Source organism: Avibacterium sp. 21-594, assembly GCF_026226815.1.
GTDB lineage: Bacteria > Pseudomonadota > Gammaproteobacteria > Enterobacterales > Pasteurellaceae > Avibacterium > Avibacterium avium.
This window is the reverse complement of sequence record NZ_JAKKOC010000001.1, coordinates 469031-493031: the sequence shown is the minus strand read 5'-3', so window position 1 is coordinate 493031 and position 24001 is coordinate 469031. Positions and strand designations below refer to the sequence as shown.

Annotated in this window: 21 protein-coding genes; 17 read left to right on the top strand and 4 right to left on the bottom strand. The window is 41.8% G+C overall.

Features of this window, described 5'->3' with window-relative positions; translation table 11 throughout:
* Positions 1 to 39 precede the first annotated feature (39 nt).
* Positions 40 to 741, bottom strand: coding sequence for a YggS family pyridoxal phosphate-dependent enzyme (locus tag L5B76_RS02295; protein WP_265754080.1), 702 nt, complete (start codon positions 739 to 741; stop codon positions 40 to 42).
* A 300-nt stretch (positions 742 to 1041) separates the two neighbouring features.
* Between L5B76_RS02295 and thrA the strand changes: the two genes are divergently transcribed.
* The 9 genes from thrA to cpdA all read left to right on the top strand — a co-directional run bounded on the left by thrA (position 1042) and on the right by cpdA (position 10811).
* Positions 1042 to 3489: a bifunctional aspartate kinase/homoserine dehydrogenase I gene (gene thrA, locus L5B76_RS02290; RefSeq protein WP_265754079.1), complete on the top strand. Its 2448-nt coding sequence runs from the start codon at positions 1042 to 1044 to the stop codon at positions 3487 to 3489.
* A 9-nt stretch (positions 3490 to 3498) separates the two neighbouring features.
* A complete protein-coding gene (gene thrB / locus L5B76_RS02285; RefSeq protein ID WP_115249866.1) occupies positions 3499 to 4443 on the top strand; it encodes a homoserine kinase in 945 nt (314 codons plus the stop codon).
* Between the two features lie 587 nt (positions 4444 to 5030).
* Complete coding sequence (gene thrC / locus L5B76_RS02280; protein WP_265754078.1) at positions 5031 to 6305, top strand: threonine synthase; 1275 nt, start codon at positions 5031 to 5033, stop codon at positions 6303 to 6305.
* A 179-nt stretch (positions 6306 to 6484) separates the two neighbouring features.
* Complete coding sequence (locus L5B76_RS02275; RefSeq protein WP_265754077.1) at positions 6485 to 6832, top strand: ArsC family reductase; 348 nt, start codon at positions 6485 to 6487, stop codon at positions 6830 to 6832.
* 13 nt (positions 6833 to 6845) lie between these two features.
* Positions 6846 to 7988 (top strand): succinyl-diaminopimelate desuccinylase, encoded by a 1143-nt coding sequence (gene dapE / locus L5B76_RS02270; protein ID WP_265754076.1) that lies wholly within the window; start codon positions 6846 to 6848, stop codon positions 7986 to 7988.
* Positions 7985 to 8671: a M15 family metallopeptidase gene (locus L5B76_RS02265; protein WP_265754075.1), complete on the top strand. Its 687-nt coding sequence runs from the start codon at positions 7985 to 7987 to the stop codon at positions 8669 to 8671. Before dapE ends, L5B76_RS02265 begins: the two co-directional genes overlap by 4 nt.
* Positions 8672 to 8683: 12 nt before the next feature.
* Entirely contained in the window at positions 8684 to 9091 is a 408-nt protein-coding gene (gene psiE, locus L5B76_RS02260; protein ID WP_103855565.1) for a phosphate-starvation-inducible protein PsiE, read from the top strand.
* 118 nt (positions 9092 to 9209) lie between these two features.
* Positions 9210 to 9839 carry an ADP-ribose diphosphatase gene (nudF, locus tag L5B76_RS02255; protein WP_265754074.1) on the top strand — a complete coding sequence of 210 codons (630 nt, stop codon included), beginning with the start codon at positions 9210 to 9212 and terminating at the stop codon, positions 9837 to 9839.
* 141 nt (positions 9840 to 9980) lie between these two features.
* Positions 9981 to 10811, top strand: a complete 831-nt coding sequence (cpdA, locus tag L5B76_RS02250; protein ID WP_115249861.1) for a 3',5'-cyclic-AMP phosphodiesterase — start codon at positions 9981 to 9983, stop codon at positions 10809 to 10811.
* Positions 10812 to 10911: 100 nt separating this feature from the next.
* Here the strand turns inward: cpdA and L5B76_RS02245 are convergent, their stop codons facing one another.
* Positions 10912 to 11565: an IS1595 family transposase gene (locus L5B76_RS02245; protein WP_265754073.1), complete on the bottom strand. Its 654-nt coding sequence runs from the start codon at positions 11563 to 11565 to the stop codon at positions 10912 to 10914.
* Between the two features lie 150 nt (positions 11566 to 11715).
* Here L5B76_RS02245 and L5B76_RS02240 point away from each other — a divergent pair, with 150 nt between their 5' ends.
* The 8 genes from L5B76_RS02240 (at position 11716) to L5B76_RS02205 (ending at position 21838) form a co-directional block, all read left to right on the top strand.
* Positions 11716 to 13284: an AbgT family transporter gene (locus tag L5B76_RS02240; RefSeq protein WP_115249860.1), complete on the top strand. Its 1569-nt coding sequence runs from the start codon at positions 11716 to 11718 to the stop codon at positions 13282 to 13284.
* 173 nt (positions 13285 to 13457) lie between these two features.
* Positions 13458 to 14186: a DUF969 domain-containing protein gene (locus L5B76_RS02235; RefSeq protein ID WP_194750084.1), complete on the top strand. Its 729-nt coding sequence runs from the start codon at positions 13458 to 13460 to the stop codon at positions 14184 to 14186.
* Positions 14183 to 15163, top strand: a complete 981-nt coding sequence (locus tag L5B76_RS02230; protein WP_265754072.1) for a DUF979 domain-containing protein — start codon at positions 14183 to 14185, stop codon at positions 15161 to 15163. The genes L5B76_RS02235 and L5B76_RS02230 overlap by 4 nt, the downstream gene beginning before the upstream one ends.
* Positions 15164 to 15172: 9 nt before the next feature.
* Positions 15173 to 16165, top strand: a complete 993-nt coding sequence (locus tag L5B76_RS02225) for a DUF2891 domain-containing protein (protein WP_265754071.1) — start codon at positions 15173 to 15175, stop codon at positions 16163 to 16165.
* 189 nt (positions 16166 to 16354) lie between these two features.
* Positions 16355 to 17758: a replicative DNA helicase gene (locus L5B76_RS02220; protein ID WP_194750087.1), complete on the top strand. Its 1404-nt coding sequence runs from the start codon at positions 16355 to 16357 to the stop codon at positions 17756 to 17758.
* A gap of 8 nt (positions 17759 to 17766) precedes the next feature.
* Positions 17767 to 18849, top strand: a complete 1083-nt coding sequence (gene alr / locus L5B76_RS02215) for an alanine racemase (RefSeq protein ID WP_265755508.1) — start codon at positions 17767 to 17769, stop codon at positions 18847 to 18849.
* A gap of 33 nt (positions 18850 to 18882) precedes the next feature.
* A complete protein-coding gene (pgi, locus tag L5B76_RS02210) occupies positions 18883 to 20529 on the top strand; it encodes a glucose-6-phosphate isomerase (protein WP_265754070.1) in 1647 nt (548 codons plus the stop codon).
* Between the two features lie 139 nt (positions 20530 to 20668).
* On the top strand, positions 20669 to 21838 hold the full coding sequence (locus tag L5B76_RS02205; protein WP_265754069.1) for a 3-phenylpropionate MFS transporter: 1170 nt from the start codon (positions 20669 to 20671) through the stop codon (positions 21836 to 21838).
* A 52-nt stretch (positions 21839 to 21890) separates the two neighbouring features.
* Here L5B76_RS02205 and hda read toward each other — a convergent pair whose 3' ends face one another.
* Positions 21891 to 22580 (bottom strand): DnaA regulatory inactivator Hda, encoded by a 690-nt coding sequence (gene hda, locus L5B76_RS02200; protein WP_228516112.1) that lies wholly within the window; start codon positions 22578 to 22580, stop codon positions 21891 to 21893.
* A gap of 106 nt (positions 22581 to 22686) precedes the next feature.
* Positions 22687 to 23940, bottom strand: coding sequence for a nucleobase:cation symporter-2 family protein (locus L5B76_RS02195; protein WP_265754068.1), 1254 nt, complete (start codon positions 23938 to 23940; stop codon positions 22687 to 22689).
* Positions 23941 to 24001 lie beyond the last annotated feature (61 nt).

The window sequence follows — 24001 nt, the reverse complement described above, 5'->3', positions numbered from 1 at the left end:
GGGGGAAAAAGCATTACAGAGTTTTGTCTTAAATTTCGCTTATTTGCTATAGTCCCTTGCACCGAAAATCGCCGTGCCAACGCGTACCATTGTCGCACCGCATTCAATGGCACTGGTGAGATCATCAGACATTCCCATTGAAAGGGTGTCAATTTGGCATTCAGGCAGCGCGCGTTTAAGCTGTTGGAAAAGCTGCTGCATTTGCATAAAGGCTTGTTTTTGCTGATGAATATCATCTGTTGGCGCAGGAATTGCCATTAACCCACGCAAACATAAGTGCGGTAGGTTTTTGATGTGTTTTGCCAAATCGAGCATTTCCGCAGGTTGAATACCTGATTTACTGCTTTCATCGCTAATATTAATTTGAATCAGCACATTCAACGGTTTTTTGTAATGGGGACGCTGATCATTAAGACGATCGGCAATCTTGGCGCGATCAAGTGTTTGTATCCAATCAAAATGTTCCGCCACTAAACGGCTTTTATTCGATTGTAGCGGCCCGATAAAATGCCATTCCAAATCTACGTTTTGTCCCTCAAAATGCTGAATTTTCTCTACGCCTTCTTGCACATAGTTTTCGCCAAATTGCCGTTGCCCTGCTTGGTAGGCGTGCAAAATAGCCTCAACGGGCTTGGTTTTGCTCACCGCCAGTAGGCTAACCTCTGAAATAGTGCGATTGGCCTGTTGGCAGGCTTGTTGAATTTGTTGCTGAACCTGTTGCAGATTTTGTTGAATATCCATTGAATGATGACCTATTTTTATTAATTTGGAAAAAATACAGAAATTTATTCTATATTATTCATTTTCTGTTTGACAAGCCGTTAAAATTTCGGTATTTCTAACAGCACTCATTTTTGTAAGGAAATTGAAGCACAATGCAACGCACAATCGCAATGATTACCACCACCATGATTACCATTATTATGATGAATGGGGCGGGTTAGTGCGTTAAAAACAGGATCACAGAAAACCCGCATTATAAAGTGCGGGTTTTTTTATAAGGATTTTTTATATTCACAACATTATATTTAGGAGATTTCTATGCGTGTTTTAAAATTTGGTGGCACTTCTCTTGCCAATCCAGAACGCTTTTCGCAAGCGGCAAGATTGATCGAAAAGGCTCATTTAGAAGAGCAAGCAGCGGGTGTGTTATCCGCCCCTGCCAAGATCACAAATTACCTTGTCGCCCTTTCTGAAAAAGCCAGTCAAAACCTTCCGACCGATACCGATTTTAATCAAGCACTTGAAATTTTCTATACCATTATTAATGGCTTATATGCCGAAAATGAGAATTTTGATCTCGCAGGCTGTAAAGCCGTGATTGACGCAGAATTTGCCCAAATTGCAGAATTATTAGCAGAAATTCGTGCCAAAGGTGTGCTGGACGATGCGGTAAAAGCCACCATTGATTGCCGTGGGGAAAAATTATCCATTGCAATGATGAAAGCCTGGTTTGAAGCCCGTGGCTACCAAGTTACCCTGATTAATCCTGTGGAAAAATTATTGGCTCAGGGTGGGTATTTAGAATCTTCGGTGGATATTGAAGAATCCACCAAACGCATTGATGCAGCAAGCATTCCGCCGAAAAATGTAGTGTTAATGGCAGGCTTTACTGCGGGCAATGAGAAAGGGGAACTTGTTTTACTCGGGCGTAATGGCTCGGATTATTCCGCCGCGTGCCTTGCTGCCTGTTTAAATGCCTCAGTGTGTGAGATTTGGACGGATGTGGACGGCGTATTTACCTGTGATCCACGACTTGTGCCTGATGCGCGTTTATTGCCAAGTCTTTCTTACCGTGAAGCAATGGAACTTTCTTATTTCGGGGCGAAAGTGATTCACCCACGCACCATTGGGCCATTAGCACAAGCCAATATTCCTTGCTTAATTAAAAATACGGGCAATCCAGATGCCAAAGGCTCAATCATTGACAGCAATGCACAATCAGAACAATTACAAGTAAAAGGGATCACCAACCTTGATAATTTGGCGATGTTTAATGTGTCAGGGCCGGGAATGCAAGGAATGGTGGGAATGGCCGCTCGCGTGTTCTCTACAATGTCAAAAGCTGGCGTTTCGGTGATTTTAATTACCCAATCTTCTTCTGAATACAGCATTAGTTTCTGTGTGCCAGTGAAAGCGGCAGAGGTGGCAAAAAATGCGTTGGAAGTGGAATTTGCCCAAGAACTGAAAAATCAAGATTTAGAAGAAATCGAAGTGATCAAAGATCTTTCCATCATCTCCGTAGTGGGCGAGGGAATGCGTCAAGCGAAAGGGATTGCCGCCCATTTCTTTTCCGCATTAGCACAAGCAAATATCAGCATTGTGGCGATTGCACAAGGATCTTCTGAGCGTTCTATTTCTGCCGTCGTGCCACAAAATAAAGCCATTGAAGCGGTGAAAGCAACGCACCAAGCCCTTTTTAATAACAAAAAAGTGGTGGATATTTTTCTCGTTGGGGTAGGTGGTGTAGGTAGCGAATTAATTGAGCAGGTGAAAAATCAGCGAGATTATTTAGCAAAAAAGGACATTGAAATTCGAGTTTGTGCGATAGCAAATTCGAATAAAATGCTGTTAGATGAGAACGGGTTAAATCTCGATCACTGGCAGGAAGATTTAGAAAACGCCACTCAGCCATCGGATTTTGATGTGCTACTTTCTTTCATTAAATTACATCACGTTGTTAATCCTGTGTTTGTGGATTGCACCTCGGCGGAAAGTGTTGCAGGCTTGTATGCCCGTGCGTTAAGTGAGGGCTTCCACGTGGTTACGCCAAATAAAAAAGCCAACACGCGTGAACTCGCTTATTATAATTTATTGCGTGAAAATGCGCGTAAAAGCCAACATAAATTCTTGTATGAAACCAATGTGGGGGCGGGATTGCCAGTAATTGAGAACTTGCAAAATTTGCTTGCCGCAGGGGACGAGTTAATCCGCTTCAGCGGGATCTTATCAGGCTCACTTTCCTTTATTTTTGGCAAATTGGAAGAAGGTTTATCATTATCCGAAGTTACCACGCTAGCACGGGAAAAAGGCTTTACTGAACCTGATCCTCGTGATGATCTGTCTGGGCAAGATGTGGCACGCAAGTTGTTAATTTTAGCCCGTGAGGTGGGATTACAACTCGAATTAAGTGATGTGGAAGTGGAGGGCGTGCTGCCAAAAGGTTTTGCGGAAGGCAAATCAGTTAACGAATTTATGGCAATGTTGCCACAGCTTGATGCAGAATTTAAAGCTCGCGTGGAAAAAGCGAAAGCAGAGGGCAAAGTACTGCGTTATGTTGGACAAATTGAAAACGGCAAATGCAAAGTGTCGATTGTAGAGGTAGGGCAAGATGATCCACTGTATAAAGTAAAAAATGGTGAAAATGCCTTAGCATTTTATACTCGCTACTATCAGCCAATCCCATTATTATTGCGTGGCTACGGGGCAGGCAATGCCGTTACAGCGGCAGGAATTTTCGCTGATATTTTAAGAACATTACATCATTAAGGAGCATTTATGTTACGAATTTACGCCCCTGCATCTAGTGCGAATATCAGTGTTGGTTTTGATACATTGGGGGCGGCGGTGTCCCCAATTGATGGCTCATTATTGGGCGATGTGGTGCAAGTGGAGGCGATCAGCCAAGGCTTTGAGCTAGAAAGTGCGGGCTATTTTGTGCGTAAATTGCCAAAAGAGCCGCAAAAAAATATTGTGTATCAAGCCTATGTGCTTTTTAGCGAACGCTTAAAATTACGCAACGGCACCGTGAAGCCTCTCCGCCTCACGCTCGAAAAAAATATGCCGATTGGCTCAGGGCTTGGCTCAAGTGCTTGTTCCATTGTGGCTGCTTTGGTGGCATTAAACAAATTCCACGATGAACCTTTTTCCAAAATGGAATTATTGGAAATGATGGGCGAACTGGAAGGGCGGATTTCTGGCTCAATCCATTATGACAACGTCGCCCCTTGTTATTTAGGTGGCGTGCAATTAATGGTACAATCGCTCGGCAATATTTGTCAGCAGTTGCCATTTTTTGATAACTGGTATTGGGTGTTAGCTTACCCAGGAATTGAGGTTTCCACCTCAGAGGCACGAGCCATTTTGCCGAAGAGCTACACACGTCAAGATGTAATTACACACGGCCGTCATTTAGGCAGTTTCGTTCACGCGTGCCACACGCAACAAGAAGCTTTGGCTGCCTATATGATGAAAGACGTGATTGCAGAACCTTATCGTGAAGCGCTATTACCAAATTTCGCTGAAGTTAAACAAGCGGTACGCGATCTTGGCGCACTGGCTTCTGGCATTTCAGGATCAGGCCCAACAATGTTCGCCATCGCACCAGATTTAAACACTGCCAGCAAAGTGGCCACCTATTTGGAAAACCATTATCTACAAAACAACGAAGGCTTCGTCCACGTTTGTAAAGTAGATAACCAAGGTGCAAGAGAATTGGGTTAAAAATTGCCCAAATGGAAGTAAAACTATAAAAGCAATATTATCTGCAAAACAAGGTAACTTTTACCGCTTTTGTAAAGCAGATAATAAAGTGAAAGGGAGTAAAAATCCCCGTCCAAACCGCCCGAATGGAGATAAAATTTTTAGAAAAGTAACGCCGAGCGAGAGCGAAGTGAACATCAGGCTTACTTTTCGTCAAAAAATTTTGTCGAAATGAGGAAGAGTAATTTGATCGGAGTTCCCTTTTCTTTACTTTCTTTTGGGAACACAAAAGAAAATAAGTTGCTTAACGAGCAAAATTCGTTATAGGTAAAAGGATTAAAATCCCCGTGCAAACCGCCCGAATGAAAATAAAATTTTTAGAAAAGTAACGCCTGAACGCAGCGTAGCGAGTATGGGCTTACTTTTCGTTAAGAAAATTTTATTGGAATGAGGAAAAAGCGGGTTGGTCGGGTGCTTTTTTCTTTGCCTACTTTCTTTTGAGCAAGCAAAAGAAAGTAGGTCGCTCAACGAGCGAAACTTGTTATACATCATTAAAAATGAAAGAATTTTAAACAAAGAATATTAACCAACCCCAAAACGGAACAACTATGAATTTATACAACATCAAACACCCCGAAGAACAAGTCAATTTCGCCCAAGCAGTACGTCAAGGGCTAGGCAAAGATCAAGGGCTATTTTTCCCTGAAATTATCCCGCACTTAGATAACATTGACGCCTTGCTTGAGCTACCTTTGGTTGAGCGTAGCGAGAAAATCCTAGGGGCATTAATTGGTGATGAAATTCCAGCGGATAAACTGGCTCAACTGGTAAAAAATGCCTTTACATTCCCTGCACCAGTAGAAAAAGTGGCAGATCATATTTACGCCTTAGAATTATTCCACGGCCCAACTCTTGCCTTTAAAGATTTTGGCGGACGTTTTATGGCACAAGCCCTTGCTGCCGTGCGTGGCGATGGAAAAATCACTATTTTAACGGCAACATCAGGGGATACTGGTGCAGCAGTGGCGCACGCATTCTATGGTTTAGAAAACATCGATGTGGTGATTTTGTATCCAAAAGGTAAAATCAGCCCATTACAAGAAAAATTATTCTGCACCCTAGGCGGAAATATCCGAACTGTTGCCATTAACGGTGATTTTGACGACTGCCAAGCCCTCGTTAAACAAGCCTTTGATGATGCAGAACTTCGCCAAGCTATCGGCTTAAATTCGGCCAACTCCATTAATATTAGCCGTTTATTAGCCCAAGTTTGCTATTATTTTGAAGCGGTGGCACAACTCCCTAAAGCCGAGCGTGAAAACATCGTGGTTTCTGTGCCAAGTGGTAACTTCGGCAACCTCACAGCGGGGCTTATCGCGAAAACAATGGGCTTACCGATCAAACGTTTCATCGCAGCTACCAACGCCAATGACACCGTACCACGCTATTTAAGTACGGGCGAATGGTCGCCAAATGACACCGTGGCAACCCTATCAAACGCAATGGACGTTAGCCGCCCAAATAACTGGCCTCGTGTAGAAGAACTCTTCAAACGCAACGGCTGGGCATTGTCAGAGCTTCATTCCGCCGCAATGAGTGATGAGCAAACTGAACACACCTTGCAAGCAATGAACGAGCAAGGCTATCTATGCGAACCGCACGGTGCGATCGCCTACGGCGTGTTAAAACAAGATTTACAAGCTGGTGAAACAGGCTTATTCCTTTGCACCGCACATCCAGCAAAATTCAAAGAAAGCGTAGAGCGAATTTTATCCACCGAATTACCATTGCCAGAAGCTTTGGATAAGCACAACAAATTGCCATTGCTTTCCGATGAAATGGATAATGATTTTGCAACGTTAAAGGCGTATTTGTTGAAATAAGCGGATATGAAGTAGGGGGGCTTTAGCCCACCATTTGATGAGATTTCGTCCTTTGGTGGGCTAAAGCCCACCCTACGGAGCTACGGAGCATTTAGATAAATTTTATATCAGTATAATGAATATATAGGGGCGGGCCGGTGTGTCCGCCCGTTGGCTAATTAAAGAACATAGGACAAAAAATGATTACAGTTTATGGCATTAAAAATTGCGATACGGTGAAAAAAGCGTTGAAATGGTTGGCGGATAATGGCATTGAACATCGTTTGCACGATTATCGTGTAGATGGCTTGGATAAGGCTTGGTTGGAAAAGGCTGAAAACCAATTTGGATGGGAAAATTTAGTCAATAAACGCAGTACGACTTGGCGTAATTTAACTGATGAAGTGAAAAAAAATCTGTCAAAAAGCACCGCACTTGAGGTGTTATTTGAACAGCCAACGTTGATTAAACGCCCAATTATTTTACAAGAGAACATTGCGTTAATCGGCTTTGATGCCACGGCATACGATGAAGCTTTTGGTAAGTAAGAAAGGTTAAGCAATGAAAGAAACAATCGTTACCTTAGCGCAACAGCTGATCCAACGTCCTTCGATTAGCCCTGATGATCAAGGCTGTCAAAAACTAATTGCCGATCGTTTAGAAAAACTCGGGTTTCAAATTGAGTGGTTGCCTTTTAATGATACGTTAAATTTATGGGCGAAGCGCGGCTCAACAGGCCCCGTGGTGGCTTTTGCAGGGCATACCGATGTTGTGCCAGTGGGCGATGAGAGCCAATGGCAATATCCTCCGTTTTCAGCCCAGATTGTCGATGATATGTTGTATGGACGTGGTGCGGCGGATATGAAAGGCTCGCTAGCAGCAATGGTTGTGGCGGCAGAAAATTATGTGAAAGCTAACCCAAATCACGCGGGAACGATTGCCTTGCTCATTACTTCCGATGAAGAAGCGGCGGCAAAAGATGGCACAGTGCGGGTAGTGGAAACCTTAATGGCACGCGGTGAGCCGATTGATTATTGTTTGGTTGGCGAGCCTTCAAGTGCTGAGAAATTAGGCGATGTTGTGAAAAATGGCCGCCGTGGTTCCATTACAGGCAATCTGCATATTCAAGGCGTGCAAGGCCACGTTGCTTACCCACATTTAGCCGATAATCCTGTTCATAAATCCGTTGATTTCCTAAAAGAATTAACCACTTACCAATGGGATCAGGGCAATGAATTCTTCCCGCCAACCAGTTTGCAGATTGCTAATATTCAAGCTGGTACAGGCAGTAATAATGTAATCCCTGGGGAGCTTTATGTGCAGTTTAATTTGCGTTATTGCACCGAAGTAACAGACGAGCTAATCAAGCAAACCGTAGAACAAATGTTGAAAAAACATCAGCTTGATTATCGTATTGAATGGAATTTATCGGGCAAGCCATTTTTAACAAAACCGGGTAAACTGGTGAATGCCGTGGTGGATAGTCTTGAAAAAATTGCCAAAATTACCCCCGCACTTGAAACGGGGGGTGGCACGTCAGACGGACGTTTCATTGCCTTAATGGGGGCGGAAGTGGTGGAACTTGGGCCGTTAAATGCCACAATCCATAAAGTCAATGAATGTGTAAGTTGCCAAGATCTGGCTACGCTAGGCGAAGTATATCAGCAAATGCTCGTGAATTTATTAGATAAGGATAGCGAATGAAAAGCCCATTTAACGCAGCGACACTCACGGGAAAATCCCGTGAGCATTTAGTGGCGTTGCCTTGCCCTTTTTCTCATCAGCATTTTCTTGAAGTCACTGCGTTAAAGGCATTTCAAGGCTTGCAACAAAGTGCGGTGAAAAATGGCTTTAATTTACAGCCTGCGAGTAGCTTTCGTGATTTCCAACGTCAGCAAATGATCTGGAATGATAAATTTGCCGGCAAACGTAAAGTGCATAATGATGAAGGGCAAGCGCTTGATTTATCCTGTTGTTCTGATTGGGAAAAATGCCAAGCGATTTTACGTTGGTCAGCCTTACCAGGGGGCAGCCGTCATCATTGGGGAACGGAAGTGGATATTTTTGATCCTGATTTATTGCCCGCAGATCAAAAATTACAACTTGAGCCTTGGGAATATACGCAAGGCGGTTATTTTGCTGAACTCAGCGGGTGGCTGCAAGAAAATGTGGCGAAATTTGATTTTTCCTTTCCTTTTTCACAAATGCCAGCGAGATTAGAAATTGGTTATGAGCCTTGGCATATCAGCTATTTACCAATGGCAGAGCAGGCGCGCGCGCATTTCAACCCTGAGATTTTAGTGCAATCTTGGCAAGACCAAGAAGTGGCAGGCAAAGCAACATTAATCAAGCAATTACCTGAAATTTTCGAGCGATTTTTTATTTAGAAGGAAAATAAAATGAGTGAAAAACGTTTCTTTCCACAAAGCATCTCGGCGTTATTGCAATGGGTGCTGAATATTTCTCTCTTAGTGCTTGCACTGATTTTGGTCGTGTTTTTAGCGAAAGAAACTTATGGTCTAGCCCTTGTGTTATTTGAGCAATCAAAAGAAGCCTCTTATCTGTTGGTGGAAAAAATTGTGGTGTATTTCCTTTATTTTGAGTTTTTAGCTTTGATTGTGAAATACTTCAAAACCGATTATCACTTTCCATTGCGTTATTTTTTATATATTGGGATCACCGCAATGGTGCGCTTAATCATTGTGGATCATTCTAGCCCAGTAAATACTTTGCTCTTTTCTGGATCGATTTTGCTAATGGTAATCGCGTTATTCTTGGTTAGCTCAGATCGCCTGAAGAAAAGTTAGCCGATTTTTCACAGGTTTTGTGAACAAGGTCAAATTTTTCAACAAAAATCAGAAAAATTACATTTTTTTTTGTAAAAAACTGGCGTATTCTTAGCAAAATTTTATACGAGGAAAAATGATGTCTGACTTACAGCAATTTACCCAACAGGATATTGAAATTATCAAGGAAGAACCGCTTTATAACGGTTTTTTTAATTTAAAGAAAGTCTATTTTAAACATAAGCTGTTTGCTGGCGGTGAAAGCGGTGTAGTAACCCGTGAATTGCTGGTGAAAGGCGCAGCTTCTGTGGTGGTGGCTTATGATCCTGATGCCGACAGCGTGGTAATGGTGGAGCAGGTGCGCATTGGTGCTTATAATCCACAGCTTAGCCAATCCCCTTGGTTGTTAGAACTGATCGCAGGTATGGTGGAAGAAGGCGAGCAGCCCGATGAAGTGGCGCAGCGTGAAAGCCAAGAGGAAGCAGGCGTACAAGTAGAACATTTGCGTGAAGTGATGAGCTTTTGGGATAGCCCTGGGGGCATTGTGGAACGCATTCATTTATTTGTCGGCAAAGTAGATAGCCAAAAAGCACAGGGTATTCACGGCTTGGCTGATGAAAATGAAGATATTCGTGTTCACGTTATTCCGCGTCAAACTGCTTACGAGTGGGTTTGTAATGGCAAGATTGATAACGGATTAGCGGTTACCGGATTACTTTGGTTGCAATTAAATTATCTCTCTTTGCAAAAAGAATGGGAAAAAATGTGAGCTGGATCGAGTTTTTAACAGAAATTTCAGCATAAAATATGATCCGCTAAGCATTTTTAGGATTTTTATAGTGCAATTTTTTTTCAAATCCGTAACTTATTAATGCTTTTGCATTTATTTTGACAAAGAGGAGAAGGTATTTTGATCGATACTTATACACATTCAACAAACGAAGACGTTGTACGTTTGATTCAGATCACAGATCCTCACTTATTTAATGATGAAAATGGAGAATTACTAGGGATTAATACGCAGGCTAGTTTTAATCAAGTCTTGGAGGAAATTAAACAAAGTGAGTTCAATTACGATCTTGTGCTAGCCACAGGCGATTTAGTGCAAGATAGCAGTAATGAAGGCTATCTAAGATTTTGTCAAAGCGTACAAAAACTAGGCAAAACCGTATTTTGGATACCGGGCAACCACGATTTTCAGCCGAAAATGTTCGAGATACTCAATCATAATAATGGACAGCTAAGTCCCGCGAAACATCTTTTATTGGGTGAACATTGGCAGATTATTATGCTTGATAGTCAAGTATCTGGTGTTCCACACGGACAATTAGAACCTGCGCAGTTAGATTTTTTAGTGGAAAAATTAAAGGCATACCCACAACGTTATGCATTAATTGTGTTGCACCACCATATTTTATCGACTAATTCTGCTTGGTTGGATCAGCATAATTTACGCAACGCCTTAGAGCTTGCCAATGTGCTATTGCCATTTAAGAATGTAAAGGGGATTTTGTACGGCCATATTCATCAAGCGGTTGATAGTCAATGGCAAGGCTACCAAGTAATGGCTACCCCGTCCACTAGCATTCAATTTAAGCCAGATAGTAATACTTTTGCGCTAGACACATTACAGCCGGGCTGGCGCGAGTTAGAGTTATATTCTGATGGCCAAATCAAAACTCGCGTTAAACGTATTACGCAAAAACAATTTTTGCCAAATATGTTAAGTGAAGGCTACTAAACGGAAAAAAGTGCGGTAATTTTTACCGCACTTTTTTGTTGTTTAGCGCTTTTAAATTCTTAAATATTATATTAGTTTTAGGGGCTGTAGTAGATTAGCCCTAAATTTCACACCATTTTCGCAATATTTTTAACTGCTCTTTTGGTGTCCCAAAGTTAAACCGAAATTCACATTCCTTCAAGAATAAAGGAAAGTTTTTTCGGTTAATTCCATTATATTTTCGCAGTATCCGCTTCGCCTGATTCCAAAAATTTTCAATGCCATTAATATGATTTTGTTTCACCGCAAATAGCTCGGAATGATTGATTCGTTCGTGGTGAAATTCACTCACATCAAGCGCATCATAACTGCGATAAGTGTCCGTATAAACCCAGCTATCAGGCTTGATTTTTCTTTTAATAACAGGGAGTAATGTTTCACTCTTGGTGTTTTCAACCACAACAGTAAATACCTTTCCTTGTCGTTTTAGTAACCCAAAAACAGCAACTTTTCCAGCCGCTCCTCGTCCTCGTTTTCCCTTTCGATGACCACCAAAATAGCTTTCGTCTAGTTCAATTTCCCTCTCAAAAATCTCGTTAACTTCAAGGGATAAATGATAGCCAATCACAAGCCTGATTTTATGGTAGAACAAAGCGGCTGTATTCGGTTGAATATCTAGCAAATTTGCTGCTGTTCTTGCAGTAACTTCTGCGACAAAAAACTCAAGCAGTTTTTTCTGTATGGATTTCTTTAATTTACAATATGTTATCTTCATTTTTGTAGTATAGCATTGTTGCTAATCTACTACAGCCCCTAGTTTTATATGTTATGCCATTTTGTTCTATAATTGGGGTAGATTTTTTATTCAAAAATCATTAAGTTAAAGATTGTTGATTTTTTGTTAATAACCTAGATGAGGTAAGATATGACAGTAGCGAAAACTCCACCCAAGGGAAGTAAGTTTCTACGAACCGTTGAATGGCTAGGGAATGCCCTGCCTCACCCCGTAACATTATTTGTTATTTTAATTACTTTATTATTGCTCGCTTCCGCATTAGGGGAGTATTTTGGCATTTCTGCATTAGATCCTCGTCCTGAGGGCGCCAAAGGCCGTAGTGCTGATGGAGTCATCTATGTGGTGAGTTTGCTAAACCAAGAAGGGTTAATCAAAATTCTCACTAATTTAGTGAAAAACTTTACCAACTTTGCACCACTTGGTACGGTGTTAGTAGCAATGCTTGGTGTGGGTATTGCGGAGAAATCAGGTTTAATTTCTGCGGCAATGCGTTTGGTGGTATTAAAAGCACCACGCAAACTCACCACATTAGCGGTAGTTTTTGCTGGGATTATGTCGAATATGGCAGCGGAATTAGGCTATTTAGTATTAATTCCATTAGCGGCGATTATTTTCCATTCTTTAGGGCGTCACCCATTAGCAGGTCTGGCTGCTGCTTTTGCAGGGGTATCGGGCGGCTATTCTGCCAACTTGCTATTAGGTACCATCGATCCATTATTAGCTGGGATTACGCAACAAGCAGCGCAAATAATTGATCCGAATTATACGGTAGGCGCAGAAGCTAATTGGTATTTTATGTTTGTTAGTACGTTCATCATTGCGATTATTGGTTATCTTATTACAGAAAAAGTGGTTGAACCACAACTTGGTGAATATAAAGGTTCATTAAGTCAAGATGAAATTGATGAACAACGCTCAGCTAGCGTTACCCCATTAGAACGCAAAGGGCTATTATTTGCTGGTTTAGCTTTCTTAGTCTGCTGCGTATTACTTGCGTTAAGCGTTGTGCCAGAAAATGGTATTTTGCGTAATCCAACCACAGGCTTAGTGACGGGTTCCCCATTCTTAAAATCTATTGTTGTATTTATTTTCGTATTATTTGCCATTCCGGGTATTGTTTATGGCGTGGTGGTAAAAACAATCCGTAGCGATAAAGATGTCGTCAATGCAATGGCAGAAATAATGAGTTCATTAGGCCTTTATTTAGTAATTATTTTCTTTGCCGCACAATTTATCGCCTTCTTTAGCTGGACAAACATTGGTCAGATCATCGCAGTTAAAGGCGCTAATTTCTTGAATGAATTAGGTTTACACGGTGGTTTATTATTTATCGGCTTTATCTTAATTTGTGCTTTCATTAACTTAATGATTGGATCGGCATCAGCGCAATGGGCGGTAACTGCACCGATTTTTGTGCCAATGTTAATGCTAGCAGGTTATGCACCAGAAGTGATTCAAGCTGCATATCGAATTGGGGATTCTGTTACCAACATTATCACACCAATGATGAGCTATTTCGGCTTGATTATGGCTACAGTGATTAAATATAGAAAAGATGCGGGCGTGGGAACTATCGTTTCAATGATGTTACCATATTCTATTGCATTCTTAATTGCTTGGTCAGCCTTGTTCTTCGTATGGGTATTTGTCTTTGGCTTACCTGTTGGCCCAGGTTCTGCCACTTACTATACGCCTTAATCGTAAAAAGTGCGGTGATTTTTCACCGCACTTTTTTGTTTAAAAATGTGATCTAGATCGCTAATTTCATTAATCTTTGTTTACAATTTTTTTACATTTCCATATATTGCTTGAGAAACGATTGATTATTCATCGTTTTTTTCTTTTTATCCTATGTTATGGAGGTCTGATTTATGGATAGCGCAACGCTACTTCCTCTTGTAGGTATTCCCATTGTTGTTATTGGGTTTGCCTTACGTTTTAACCCCCTGCTTGTGGTGGTTGCTGCAGGTTTAGCCACAGGTTTAATGGTGGGAATGGATTTTGGTTTGTTGCTAGAAACCTTCGGTGAGAAATTCATCAACAGCCGCTCTCTTGCCACATTTCTACTTATTTTGCCGGTTATTGGATTATTAGAATATTACGGCTTGAAAGAACGCGCTCAGGCTTGGGTGGCGAAAATGGCAAGTGTTACTTCAGCACGTATTTTAATGCTTTATTTTGTTATGCGTGAAGCCACCGCAGCATTAGGTTTGATGTCTTTAGGGGGACATGCGCAAACCGTTCGTCCTTTGCTTGCACCGATGACAGAAGGGGCAGCGGTCAATAAATATGGTGATTTACCACAACATATTCGCGATAAAATCAAAGCCCATTCCGCCGCTTGCGACAATATTGCCGTATTTTTTGGAGAAGATATTTTTATTGCCTTTGGTGCGGTATTGCTGATTGATGCTTTCTTGAAAGAAAACGGTATCACCAGTGTAGAACCATTACACATTGGATTATGGGCAATTCCAACGGCGATTGCGGCATTAGTGATTCATATGTTCCGCCTTGTACGCCTTGATGCGAGTATTCATCGCGATGTATTGGCGTGGCAAGCCCAAACAGGTAAAGCAACAGAGGAGGCGAGCAAATGACCTTAATCAGCATTAATTCCGTTTATTATTTAATTGGCATTATTGTGATGATGCTTGTGGTAATGACATTACGCGATAAAGCAAATGCTAAACGATTTACCACCGCACTTTTCTGGTTCTTATTTGGTAGTATTTTCTTATTTAGCGATTTAATGATCGCAACCTTAGGAAAAGCTCTCACTTACCGCATTGTTGGCGCCGTTGTGATTGTTATTGCGTTATTGGCTGGATTTGGCTTGGTTGGTAAAGGGGAATACCCAATGGCAACTGATGCGCAACGTGAAGCTTCTTCAAATAAATTGAAAAACTGGTTATTCTTGCCTGCAGTGTTGATTCCTGTGGTCACAGTAATCGGAACGATCTTCCTGAAAGGTGTGTCTATCGGTGGGGTATTCTTGCTTGATCAAAAATATCTCACCCTTGCCGCCTTATGTTTAGCTTGTATCACCGCATTATTAGCAGGTTGGAAACTTACCGGCGGTTCACCATTGCAAGCAGTTAGCCAATCTAGACGTTTGGTGGACACCATTGGCTGGGCAGCAATTTTACCGCAAATGTTGGCAATGTTAGGCGGCGTATTCGTGGCGGCGAACACTGGAGAATCGGTGCAAAAAGTGGTGAGCTTGTTTATCGATCCAAACAATCGCTTCTTACTCGTTGCCACTTATTGCTTAGGAATGGCTCTCTTCACAATGATTATGGGTAATGCCTTTGCTGCTTTCCCAGTGCTAAGTGCGGGGATTGCCTTGCCATTTTTAGTGACGATGCATAATGCTGATCCAGCACCGTTGTTTGCGATTGGTATGTATGCGGGCTATTGCGGTACATTAATGACCCCAATGGCTGCAAACTTTAATATCGTGCCTGCTGCATTGTTAGAATTAAAAGATAAATATCAAGTGATCAAAGTGCAGATTCCTTCTGCGGTATCTATTTTGATTGCCAATATTATTCTGATGTATTTCATTATTTTTTAGGGAGCAAGTATGAAACTCACTCAACAACAGGCGGCTGAATTTGCCAATATGCCCTTGCAATTTTTACGTCAAGAATATCCAAATCATATAATGCACCTGCTTAATTCTGAAGCCGATGTGCAATCGCCGCGTCAGCTACACCCGATTTTTTACGGTTGTTTTGACTGGCATTCCGCGGTACACGGTTATTGGCTTTTATTACGCTGTGTAAAAATTTATCCTAATTTAGACAGCAAAGCGGAGATCGAAAAATTATTCGCCGAACATTTCACGGTGGAAAATGTAGCGCACGAGTTGGCTTATTTTCACGCACCATTCCGTGCGTCTTTTGAACGTCCTTATGGTTATGCGTGGATCTTGGCACTTGCTCAAGAGCTTAAACAATCCGACTTACCGCAAGCAGAGCAATGGTATGAATTATTGCAACCGCTCACCTTGGATATTCGCCAAAAATTACTCGATTATCTAGGTAAATTAAGCTATCCAATTCGTGTTGGAACGCATTTTAACACCGCCTTTGCGCTTGTTTTGGCGTTGGATTATGCAAGAGCAATGCAGGATCAAGAATTGGAAAATGCCATTTTACAGGCAACTGAACGTTATTATCGCCAAGATAAAAATTACCCAGCCAATTATGAACCCGCAGGGGACGATTATCTTTCAGGCGCATTAACGGAAGCCTTATTAATGAGCAAAGTGTTAGCGGATTTCCCAGCTTGGTTTGCCGAGTTCTTGCCTGAACAACAGCTCAACACCTTGCTAAGTCCAGCAGAAGTGAGCGATCGCGCTGATCCAAAAATTGCCCATTTAGATGGCTTAAATCTCAGCCGTTCGTGGTGTTTCAAACACATCGCGAAAGCGCTACCAGCGGATCACGCCTTACAAACTATGCTTAAAAATGCCATTCAAGAGCATCTTCAAGCAAGCTTAGATCACGTTGTCGGCAGCCATTACAGCGGCGCGCATTGGCTTGCGACCTTTGCCTTGTTGGCGTTGGAATAATCCATCATTTTGCTTTCGCTTAAAAAGCAAACGATAAAAATTTGAGAAAAAATAACCGCACTTTGAGCGAACAGCCAAGGTTGCGGTTTTCTTTTGATCAGAAATAAAATCCCCTTTTCTTTTTCTTAATTCTCCCCGCAATTTGGTATATGATAGGCATAAATTTTTATCGTAATCAAAAACGGATTTATGGCGAAACAATACCCCTCAAGCTCGAAAGATAAAAAAGTTGAGCAGATTAACATTCCCCCTCATTCCATTGAAGCAGAACAAGCGGTCATCGGCAGTATGTTGCTGACAGATGCCCATTGGGACGCCGTATCTGAGCGTATTATTGCCGAAGATTTTTATACCTTTGAGCATCGTTTAATTTTTCAACACATAATGAATTTGATCCGCAACAATAAACCTGTGGATCTTTTAACCTTAGATGAAACCTTGAAAGCCGCTGGCGTGAGTGAAGAAGTGGGCGGTTTTGCCTATTTAGCCGAGCTTTCAAAAAATACGCCAAGTGCAGCGAACGTGCTGACTTATGCGGATATTGTACGCGAAAAAGCCATTTTGCGTGAGCTGATTGCGTCCAGTAACAAAATTGCTGAAATGAGCTATCAAACCAAAGGGCGAGATGTTAAAGAAATTCTTGATGATGCCGAACGCGAAGTGTTTAGCATTGCAGAAAAGCGTACCACGCAAGGTGAAGGGCCAGAAAATGTGGTGGATATTTTACGCGGAACAGTACAAAAAATTCAGCTTTTAAGCCAATCTGAACACAATAATGGGGTAACAGGGGTGAGTACAGGATTTTTCGATCTCGATCGCAAAACAGCAGGCTTGCAACCTTCTGATTTAATTATTATTGCCGCGCGTCCATCAATGGGGAAAACCACCTTTGCAATGAACTTGTGCGAAAATGCGGCGTTAGAATCGGATAAACCTGTGTTGGTGTTTAGTTTAGAGATGCCATCAGAACAAATTATGATGCGTACAATCGCTTCTCTTTCACGCGTTGATCAAACCAAAATTCGTACTGGACAGGGATTAGATGATGAAGATTGGTCGAAAATCGCTAGCAGTGTTGGTTTGTTTAAGCAAAACCCAAATTTGTATATTGACGATTCTTCAGGCCTAACGCCAACTGAATTACGTTCTCGTGCAAGACGGATATACCGTGAACACGGTGGCTTGAGCCTCATTATGGTGGATTACTTGCAGTTAATGCGTGCGCCAGCCTTTTCTGATAACCGTACCTTAGAAATTGCAGAAATTTCACGCTCTTTGAAAGCCTTAGCCAAAGAGCTGGAAGTGCCAGTGATAGCCCTTTCTCAGCTTAACCGTACCTTGGAAAATCGCGCGGATAAACGCCCAGTAAACTCGGATTTGCGTGAATCAGGCTCCATTGAACAAGATGCGGATTTGATTATGTTTATTTATCGCGATGAAGTGTATAACGATAATTCGGAAGAAAAAGGCATTGCGGAAATTATTATCGGTAAGCAACGTAATGGCCCAATTGGTAAAGTGCGGTTGAAATTTAACGGACAATTTTCCCGTTTTGACAACCTTAAAGATCAACCAGAATATATTCACGAGTAGGCATTATGATTGATGTAAAACCTGCAACAGCAAAAATTAGTTCGCACGCATTAAGACACAATATCGAAGTGATCAAACAAAAAGCGCCACATAGCAAAGTGATCGCAGTGGTAAAAGCCAATGCCTATGGACACGGCGTGGCGTTTGTGGCGCCCGTGTTGGAAGAATTGGTCGATTGCTTTGGTGTGGCGCGTTTAGAAGAAGCGTTGACGCTGCGTTCCAACGGCATTACCAAGCCCATTTTATTATTAGAAGGCTTTTTCCGCGCCAAAGATTTGCCGATTATTGCGGTAAATAATATCCAAACTATCGTGCATAACAAAGAACAATTAGAAGCCTTACAGCAAGCCGATTTACCTAACCCGATTAAAGTCTGGCTTAAAATTGACACAGGAATGCACCGCCTTGGTGTTGCCTTAGATGAAGTGGAAGCATTTTGCCAAGCCCTTGAAAAATGTCCAAATATTGAACCGCACTTTGGTTTTGTCAGCCATTTTAGCCGTGCTGATGAATTAGAATCTGATTACACGAAAAAACAACTTAACGCCTTTCTTCAAGCTACCGAAAATAGAGCAGGGGAGCGTAGTATTGCGGCATCAGGTGGCATTTTATTTTGGCACGAAGCGCATTTAGATTGGATTCGCCCCGGTATTATTTTATATGGCATTTCACCGAATAACGTACCAAGTCAAGAATACGGCTTAATGCCTGTGATGACACTCACTTCATCGCTGATTGCCGTGCGTAATCATAAAAAAGGCGAACCCGTAGGATATGGTGGAAAATGGGTGAGCGAACAAGATACCAAAATTGGTGTTGTTGCCATTGGCTATGGAGATGGCTATCCAAGAGATATGCCACAAGGTACTCCGGTTTATCTTAATGGACGTCGTGTGCCAATTGTGGGCAGAGTATCAATGGATATGCTCACTGTGGATCTTGGTCAAGACAGCCAGGATCAAGTGGGGGACGAAGTAATCTTATGGGGTAAGGAATTACCTATTGAAGAAATCGCAGCAATAAGTGGCATTTTAAGTTATGAATTAATAACAAAACTCACCCCACGAGTTTTGACGGAATATATTGATTAATTTTTTAATTAAACTTAATAAAAGGAAACTCAAATGAAAAACATCAACCCAACCAGCACGCAAGCGTGGAAAGCCTTAGAACAACATAAAAACAATCTAGGCGAAACCACTATTCAACAATTATTTGCGCAAGAGCCTAACCGTTTTAAAGATTATTCTTTAACCTTTAATCAGGATATTTTAGTGGATTATTCAAAAAATAATCTTACTCAAGAAACCTTAGGACTATTGCGTCAATTAGCGGAAGAATGTGGCTTGCAAGCCGCAACGGAAGCGATGTTCAGCGGGGAAAAAATTAACCGCACTGAAAACCGTGCTGTGTTACACACCGCATTGCGTAATCGCTCAAATACCCCTGTCTTGGTGGATGGTAAAGATGTGATGCCAGAAGTGAATGCGGTACTTGCTAAAATGAAATCGTTCTGCGATCGTGTTATTTCAGGGGAATGGAAAGGCTATACAGGCAAAGCCATTACTGATGTGATTAATATTGGTATCGGCGGTTCAGATTTAGGGCCTTATATGGTTACTGAAGCCTTACGCCCTTACAAAAATCACCTGACAATGCACTTTGTCTCTAATGTAGATGGCACACATATCGCTGAAACATTGAAAAAAGTGAATCCAGAAACCACGCTGGTGCTAGTTGCATCAAAAACCTTCACTACGCAAGAAACAATGACCAACGCAAATTCTGCGCGTGATTGGTTCTTAGCCAGTGCGAAAGATGAAGCGCATATTGCAAAACATTTCGCCGCACTTTCAACTAACGCAAAAGAAGTAGAAAAATTCGGCATTGATACGGCAAATATGTTTGAATTTTGGGATTGGGTTGGCGGACGCTATTCCTTATGGTCAGCGATTGGCTTATCTATCGCCCTTTCTATCGGCTTTGAAAACTTTGAAGCCTTGTTATCGGGGGCGCACGAAATGGATAAACATTTCCGCAATGCCCCGCTTACAGAAAATATTCCTGCAACATTAGCCTTAGTGGGCTTATGGAACACCAATTTCCTTGGCGCGCAAACAGAAGCTATTTTGCCTTATGACCAATATTTACACCGCTTTGCCGCCTATTTCCAACAAGGTAATATGGAATCAAACGGAAAATATGTAGGGCGTGATGGTAAAGTGGTGGATTACCAAACTGGCCCAATTATCTGGGGTGAGCCGGGTACAAATGGACAACACGCGTTCTATCAATTAATTCACCAAGGGAAAATTTTAATTCCTTGTGATTTCATTGCTCCAGCGCAAACTCACAACCCACTTTCAGATCATCACCTGAAATTATTGTCTAACTTCTTCGCCCAAACTGAAGCTCTTGCTTTCGGTAAAAGCAAAGAAGAAGTGGAAGCGGAATTTGTCAAAGCGGGTAAATCCCTTGATGAAGTGAAAGAGATTGTACCATTTAAAGTGTTCACTGGTAACAAACCAACCAACTCAATTTTATTGCAAAAAATCACGCCATTTAGCTTAGGGGCATTAATTGCAATGTATGAACACAAAATCTTCACTCAAGGTGTAATCTTCAACATTTTCAGCTTTGACCAATGGGGCGTAGAGCTTGGCAAACAGCTCGCCAACCGCATTTTACCAGAGCTTGAAAACAACAACGAAATCACCAGCCACGATAGCTCAACCAACGGCTTAATCAACCAATACAAAGCGTGGCGTTAATTCATTTCTAAATAATAAAGCAAAAGTGCGGTGAAAAAATGCAAAAAATTTCACCGCACTTTTTTCTTATCATAATCCCCTTTAGATATCCCGTAGTCGAACGTATAATAAGCGTACGTTGGATTTTTTATAATGAATTATGTTGAAACTCACACCTTTTCAGTGGTCATCTTTTAATTTCTTTGGTTTTTATTGCGCTTATGGCGTGATTGTTCCGTTTTTGCCGATTTGGTTGCAGCAATACGGCTATGATATGGAATTAATTGGTAGTTTGATTTCATTGGGGTATTTATGCCGTTTTGCTGGCGCGATCGCATTTACCAAAAATTTACGTCATCTCGACCAACTTATTCCATTAACACGCTTGCTTACTTGGTTGAGTGTGGCGGTGTTGCTTGCGGTGAGTTGGGCGGTGAAGTCTGTTTGGCTATTGTTGCCGATTTTAGCCGTATTTCATATGTTAAATGGTGCGATTATGCCCGTGTGCGATACCATTGCCGCAAGCTGGCATCGCCAGTTAGGAATGGATTATGGAAAAAGCCGACTCTTTGGATCTTTTGCCTTTGTGGTGGGATCAATGACTGCAGGCTATTTGCTTGGTTGGCTAGGTGAGAGTGCGATTATCGGTATTATTATTGGCTATTTGGTATTTTGGGGATTGGGAATTAGCCTTAATCCTACTCAGCGCTTTCAAGAAGATCAGCAGGAAAAAAATATTTCGTCAGTACGCTATTTAGAGCTATTAAAAAATCCAACCACGTTGAGAATGGTGATTGCCACCGCGTTAATTCAAGGATCTCACGCGGCTTGCTATGCTTATGGTACGATTTATTGGTCTGGGAATGGTATTAGCACGTCATCAATTAGTTTGCTATGGAGTTTAGGGGTGATTGCGGAAATTATCTTTTTCTATTTTTCTAAAGGCTTACTGAAAAATTGGAAAATCCATTATTTAACGATTTTTTCCGCAACCGCCGCCATTATTCGTTGGCTAACCATTGCTTATACAACGGATCTCAGTTTGTTGATGTTTGCGCAGATTCTGCACGCATTCACTTATGCAATGGGGCATTTGGCTATCATTCGCTATATTACTTCTCAACCAAGTGAGATGATTCCAAAATTGCAAAGTATTTATTTTGCGAGTTCCAGCTGTATTATGATGGCGTTATTTACCTTTATTTCAGGTATTGTTTATCCTTATTCGGCACAAATGAGTTTTGTGCTAATGGCAATTTTTGTTATTCCTGCGTTATTTTTAGTGCCAAAACGTTTTGCTGTGGATCTTAAAGAAAGGGTACAAGCCTAAAAATGCGGAAAGCACGCTGAAACAAAAAGTGCGGTGAGATTTTGTGGCAAATTTATAGCTGCAAAATCTCTTTCACAAAAGGAATGGTGAGTTTACGTTGTGCCTGTAAAGAAGCTTTGTCTAAATCTGCCAACGCTTGGAATAGGGTGTGCATATCGCGATCAAGGCGTTTAAGCAGAAAGTTAGCCGTTTCATCAGGCAATTCAATGCCACGAGAATGAGCTTTTTGTTGTAATACATTAATTTTTTGTTCATCCGTTAATGAGGCAAGCTGGTAACTTTCCCCCCAAGATAAGCGTGAAGCCAAGTCAGGTAATTTCACGGGCAATGCATTGGGAGATTGGTTGGCACTGATGAGCAAAATGCCACGCCCTTGTTCGCGCATACGGTTAATCAGGTCAAAAATGGCCAGTTCCCATTCATCATTGCCGATCACCGATTGAATATCATCTAGGCAAACTAAATCTTGCTGTTCTAAATTTTCTAGCACTTCTGGGGAGAAATATTGCGATTTGCTCAATGGCACATAAATAGAGGGGCGTTGCTGCACTAAAAATTCATTTGAGCAGGCTTTTAGCAAGTGCGTTTTTCCGCTACTTTCCGATCCCCAAACGTAGAAAAACTGCTGTTTCGGATCTGCAAAATTTTTATGCAAGGAATCCAGCAACAATAAATTATTGTCGGCATAAAAATTCTCAAGGGTTTCTTCATCAATTTGATGAATGGGAAGCGGTAACTGCAAATCTAATAACCAATGTGTTCGTAAACTAAAGTGCGGTAAGAATATACAAAAAAAATAGGGATAAATAAAGCCTACCCCTATTTTCTGCGTTGAATTTGGTGGAATTTTATTCTTGAATTTCGACCTGATCTTTCGCTTTCGGTAAAATCAAGTTAAGAATAATCGCCACAACCGCACATAAACTAATGCCTTTTAGTGAAATTTCGCCGAAGTTCACGAACATTCCACCGATACCAAAGGTCATCACCACGGAAATAATGCACAGATTGCGCGCTTCGGTAACATCAACTTTACCACGGATTAAGGTACTCATTCCCACAACAGCAATCGAGCCGAACACCAACATCATAATGCCGCCCATCACGATAGTTGGAATGGTGGAAAGGAATGCGCCCACTTTTCCACAGAAAGAAATAGCAATCGCCCATACGGCTGCCCAAGTCATAATATTTGGATTGAAGTTGCGTGTTAGCATCACCGCGCCAGTCACTTCAGCATAAGTGGTATTTGGTGGTCCACCTAATAATGAAGCCGCAGTGGTTGCCACGCCATCACCCAATAAAGTGCGGTGTAACCCTGGTTTTTTTAGGAAATCTTTACCTGCTACCGAGCTAATCGCCATAATACCACCAACGTGTTCAACCGCAGGTGCAATAGCGATAGGTAAGAGATATAAAATCGCTTCCAGTTTAAATTCTGGTGTGGTGATATTTGGCAGGCTGAACCAAGGTGCATCTAGTACAGGTTGGAAATTGATTAAGCCTAAAAATAAGCACAGCACATAACCTGCGGTGATCCCAAACATAATCGGGATTAATTTCATAATGCCTTTCGCAAACACCGCAACAGAAAGGGTAGTCAGCAAGGTAACCATTGAAACGAGTACCGCATCATTGTATTCATAGGCAGAATTTTTGCCTAACGCCATATCTACCGCCACAGGCGCTAAGCCCATACCGATAATAATGATCACAGGCCCCACCACTACAGGCGGGAACACTTTTTGCAGCGCTTCTGCACCTCTTAGTTTAACTAAGGTACTCAGTGCGAAATACACCAAGCCCGTGCAGGCAAGTCCACCCATTGTTACCGCAATGCCCCAAGTGGCCACGCCATATTGGATTGGTGCAATAAATGCAAAGGAAGACGCCAGAAAAATTGGCACTTGTTTGCCTGTGCATAATTGGAAAAGTAATGTCCCTACGCCAGCGGTTAATAAGGCGGTGTTGGCATCTAGCCCTGTAATTAACGGCACAAGCACTAACGCGCCAAAGGCCACAAACAACATTTGCAAGCCGACAAATGCCTGCTTCGCTTTACTTTCCACCTCGACAGGTGCATTTGGATTGGTTTTTGTCATTTTAAGTTTCAACTCTCTGTCTGAATTAACTTTAAAAAACGCTTTATTTGCATAAAACGCG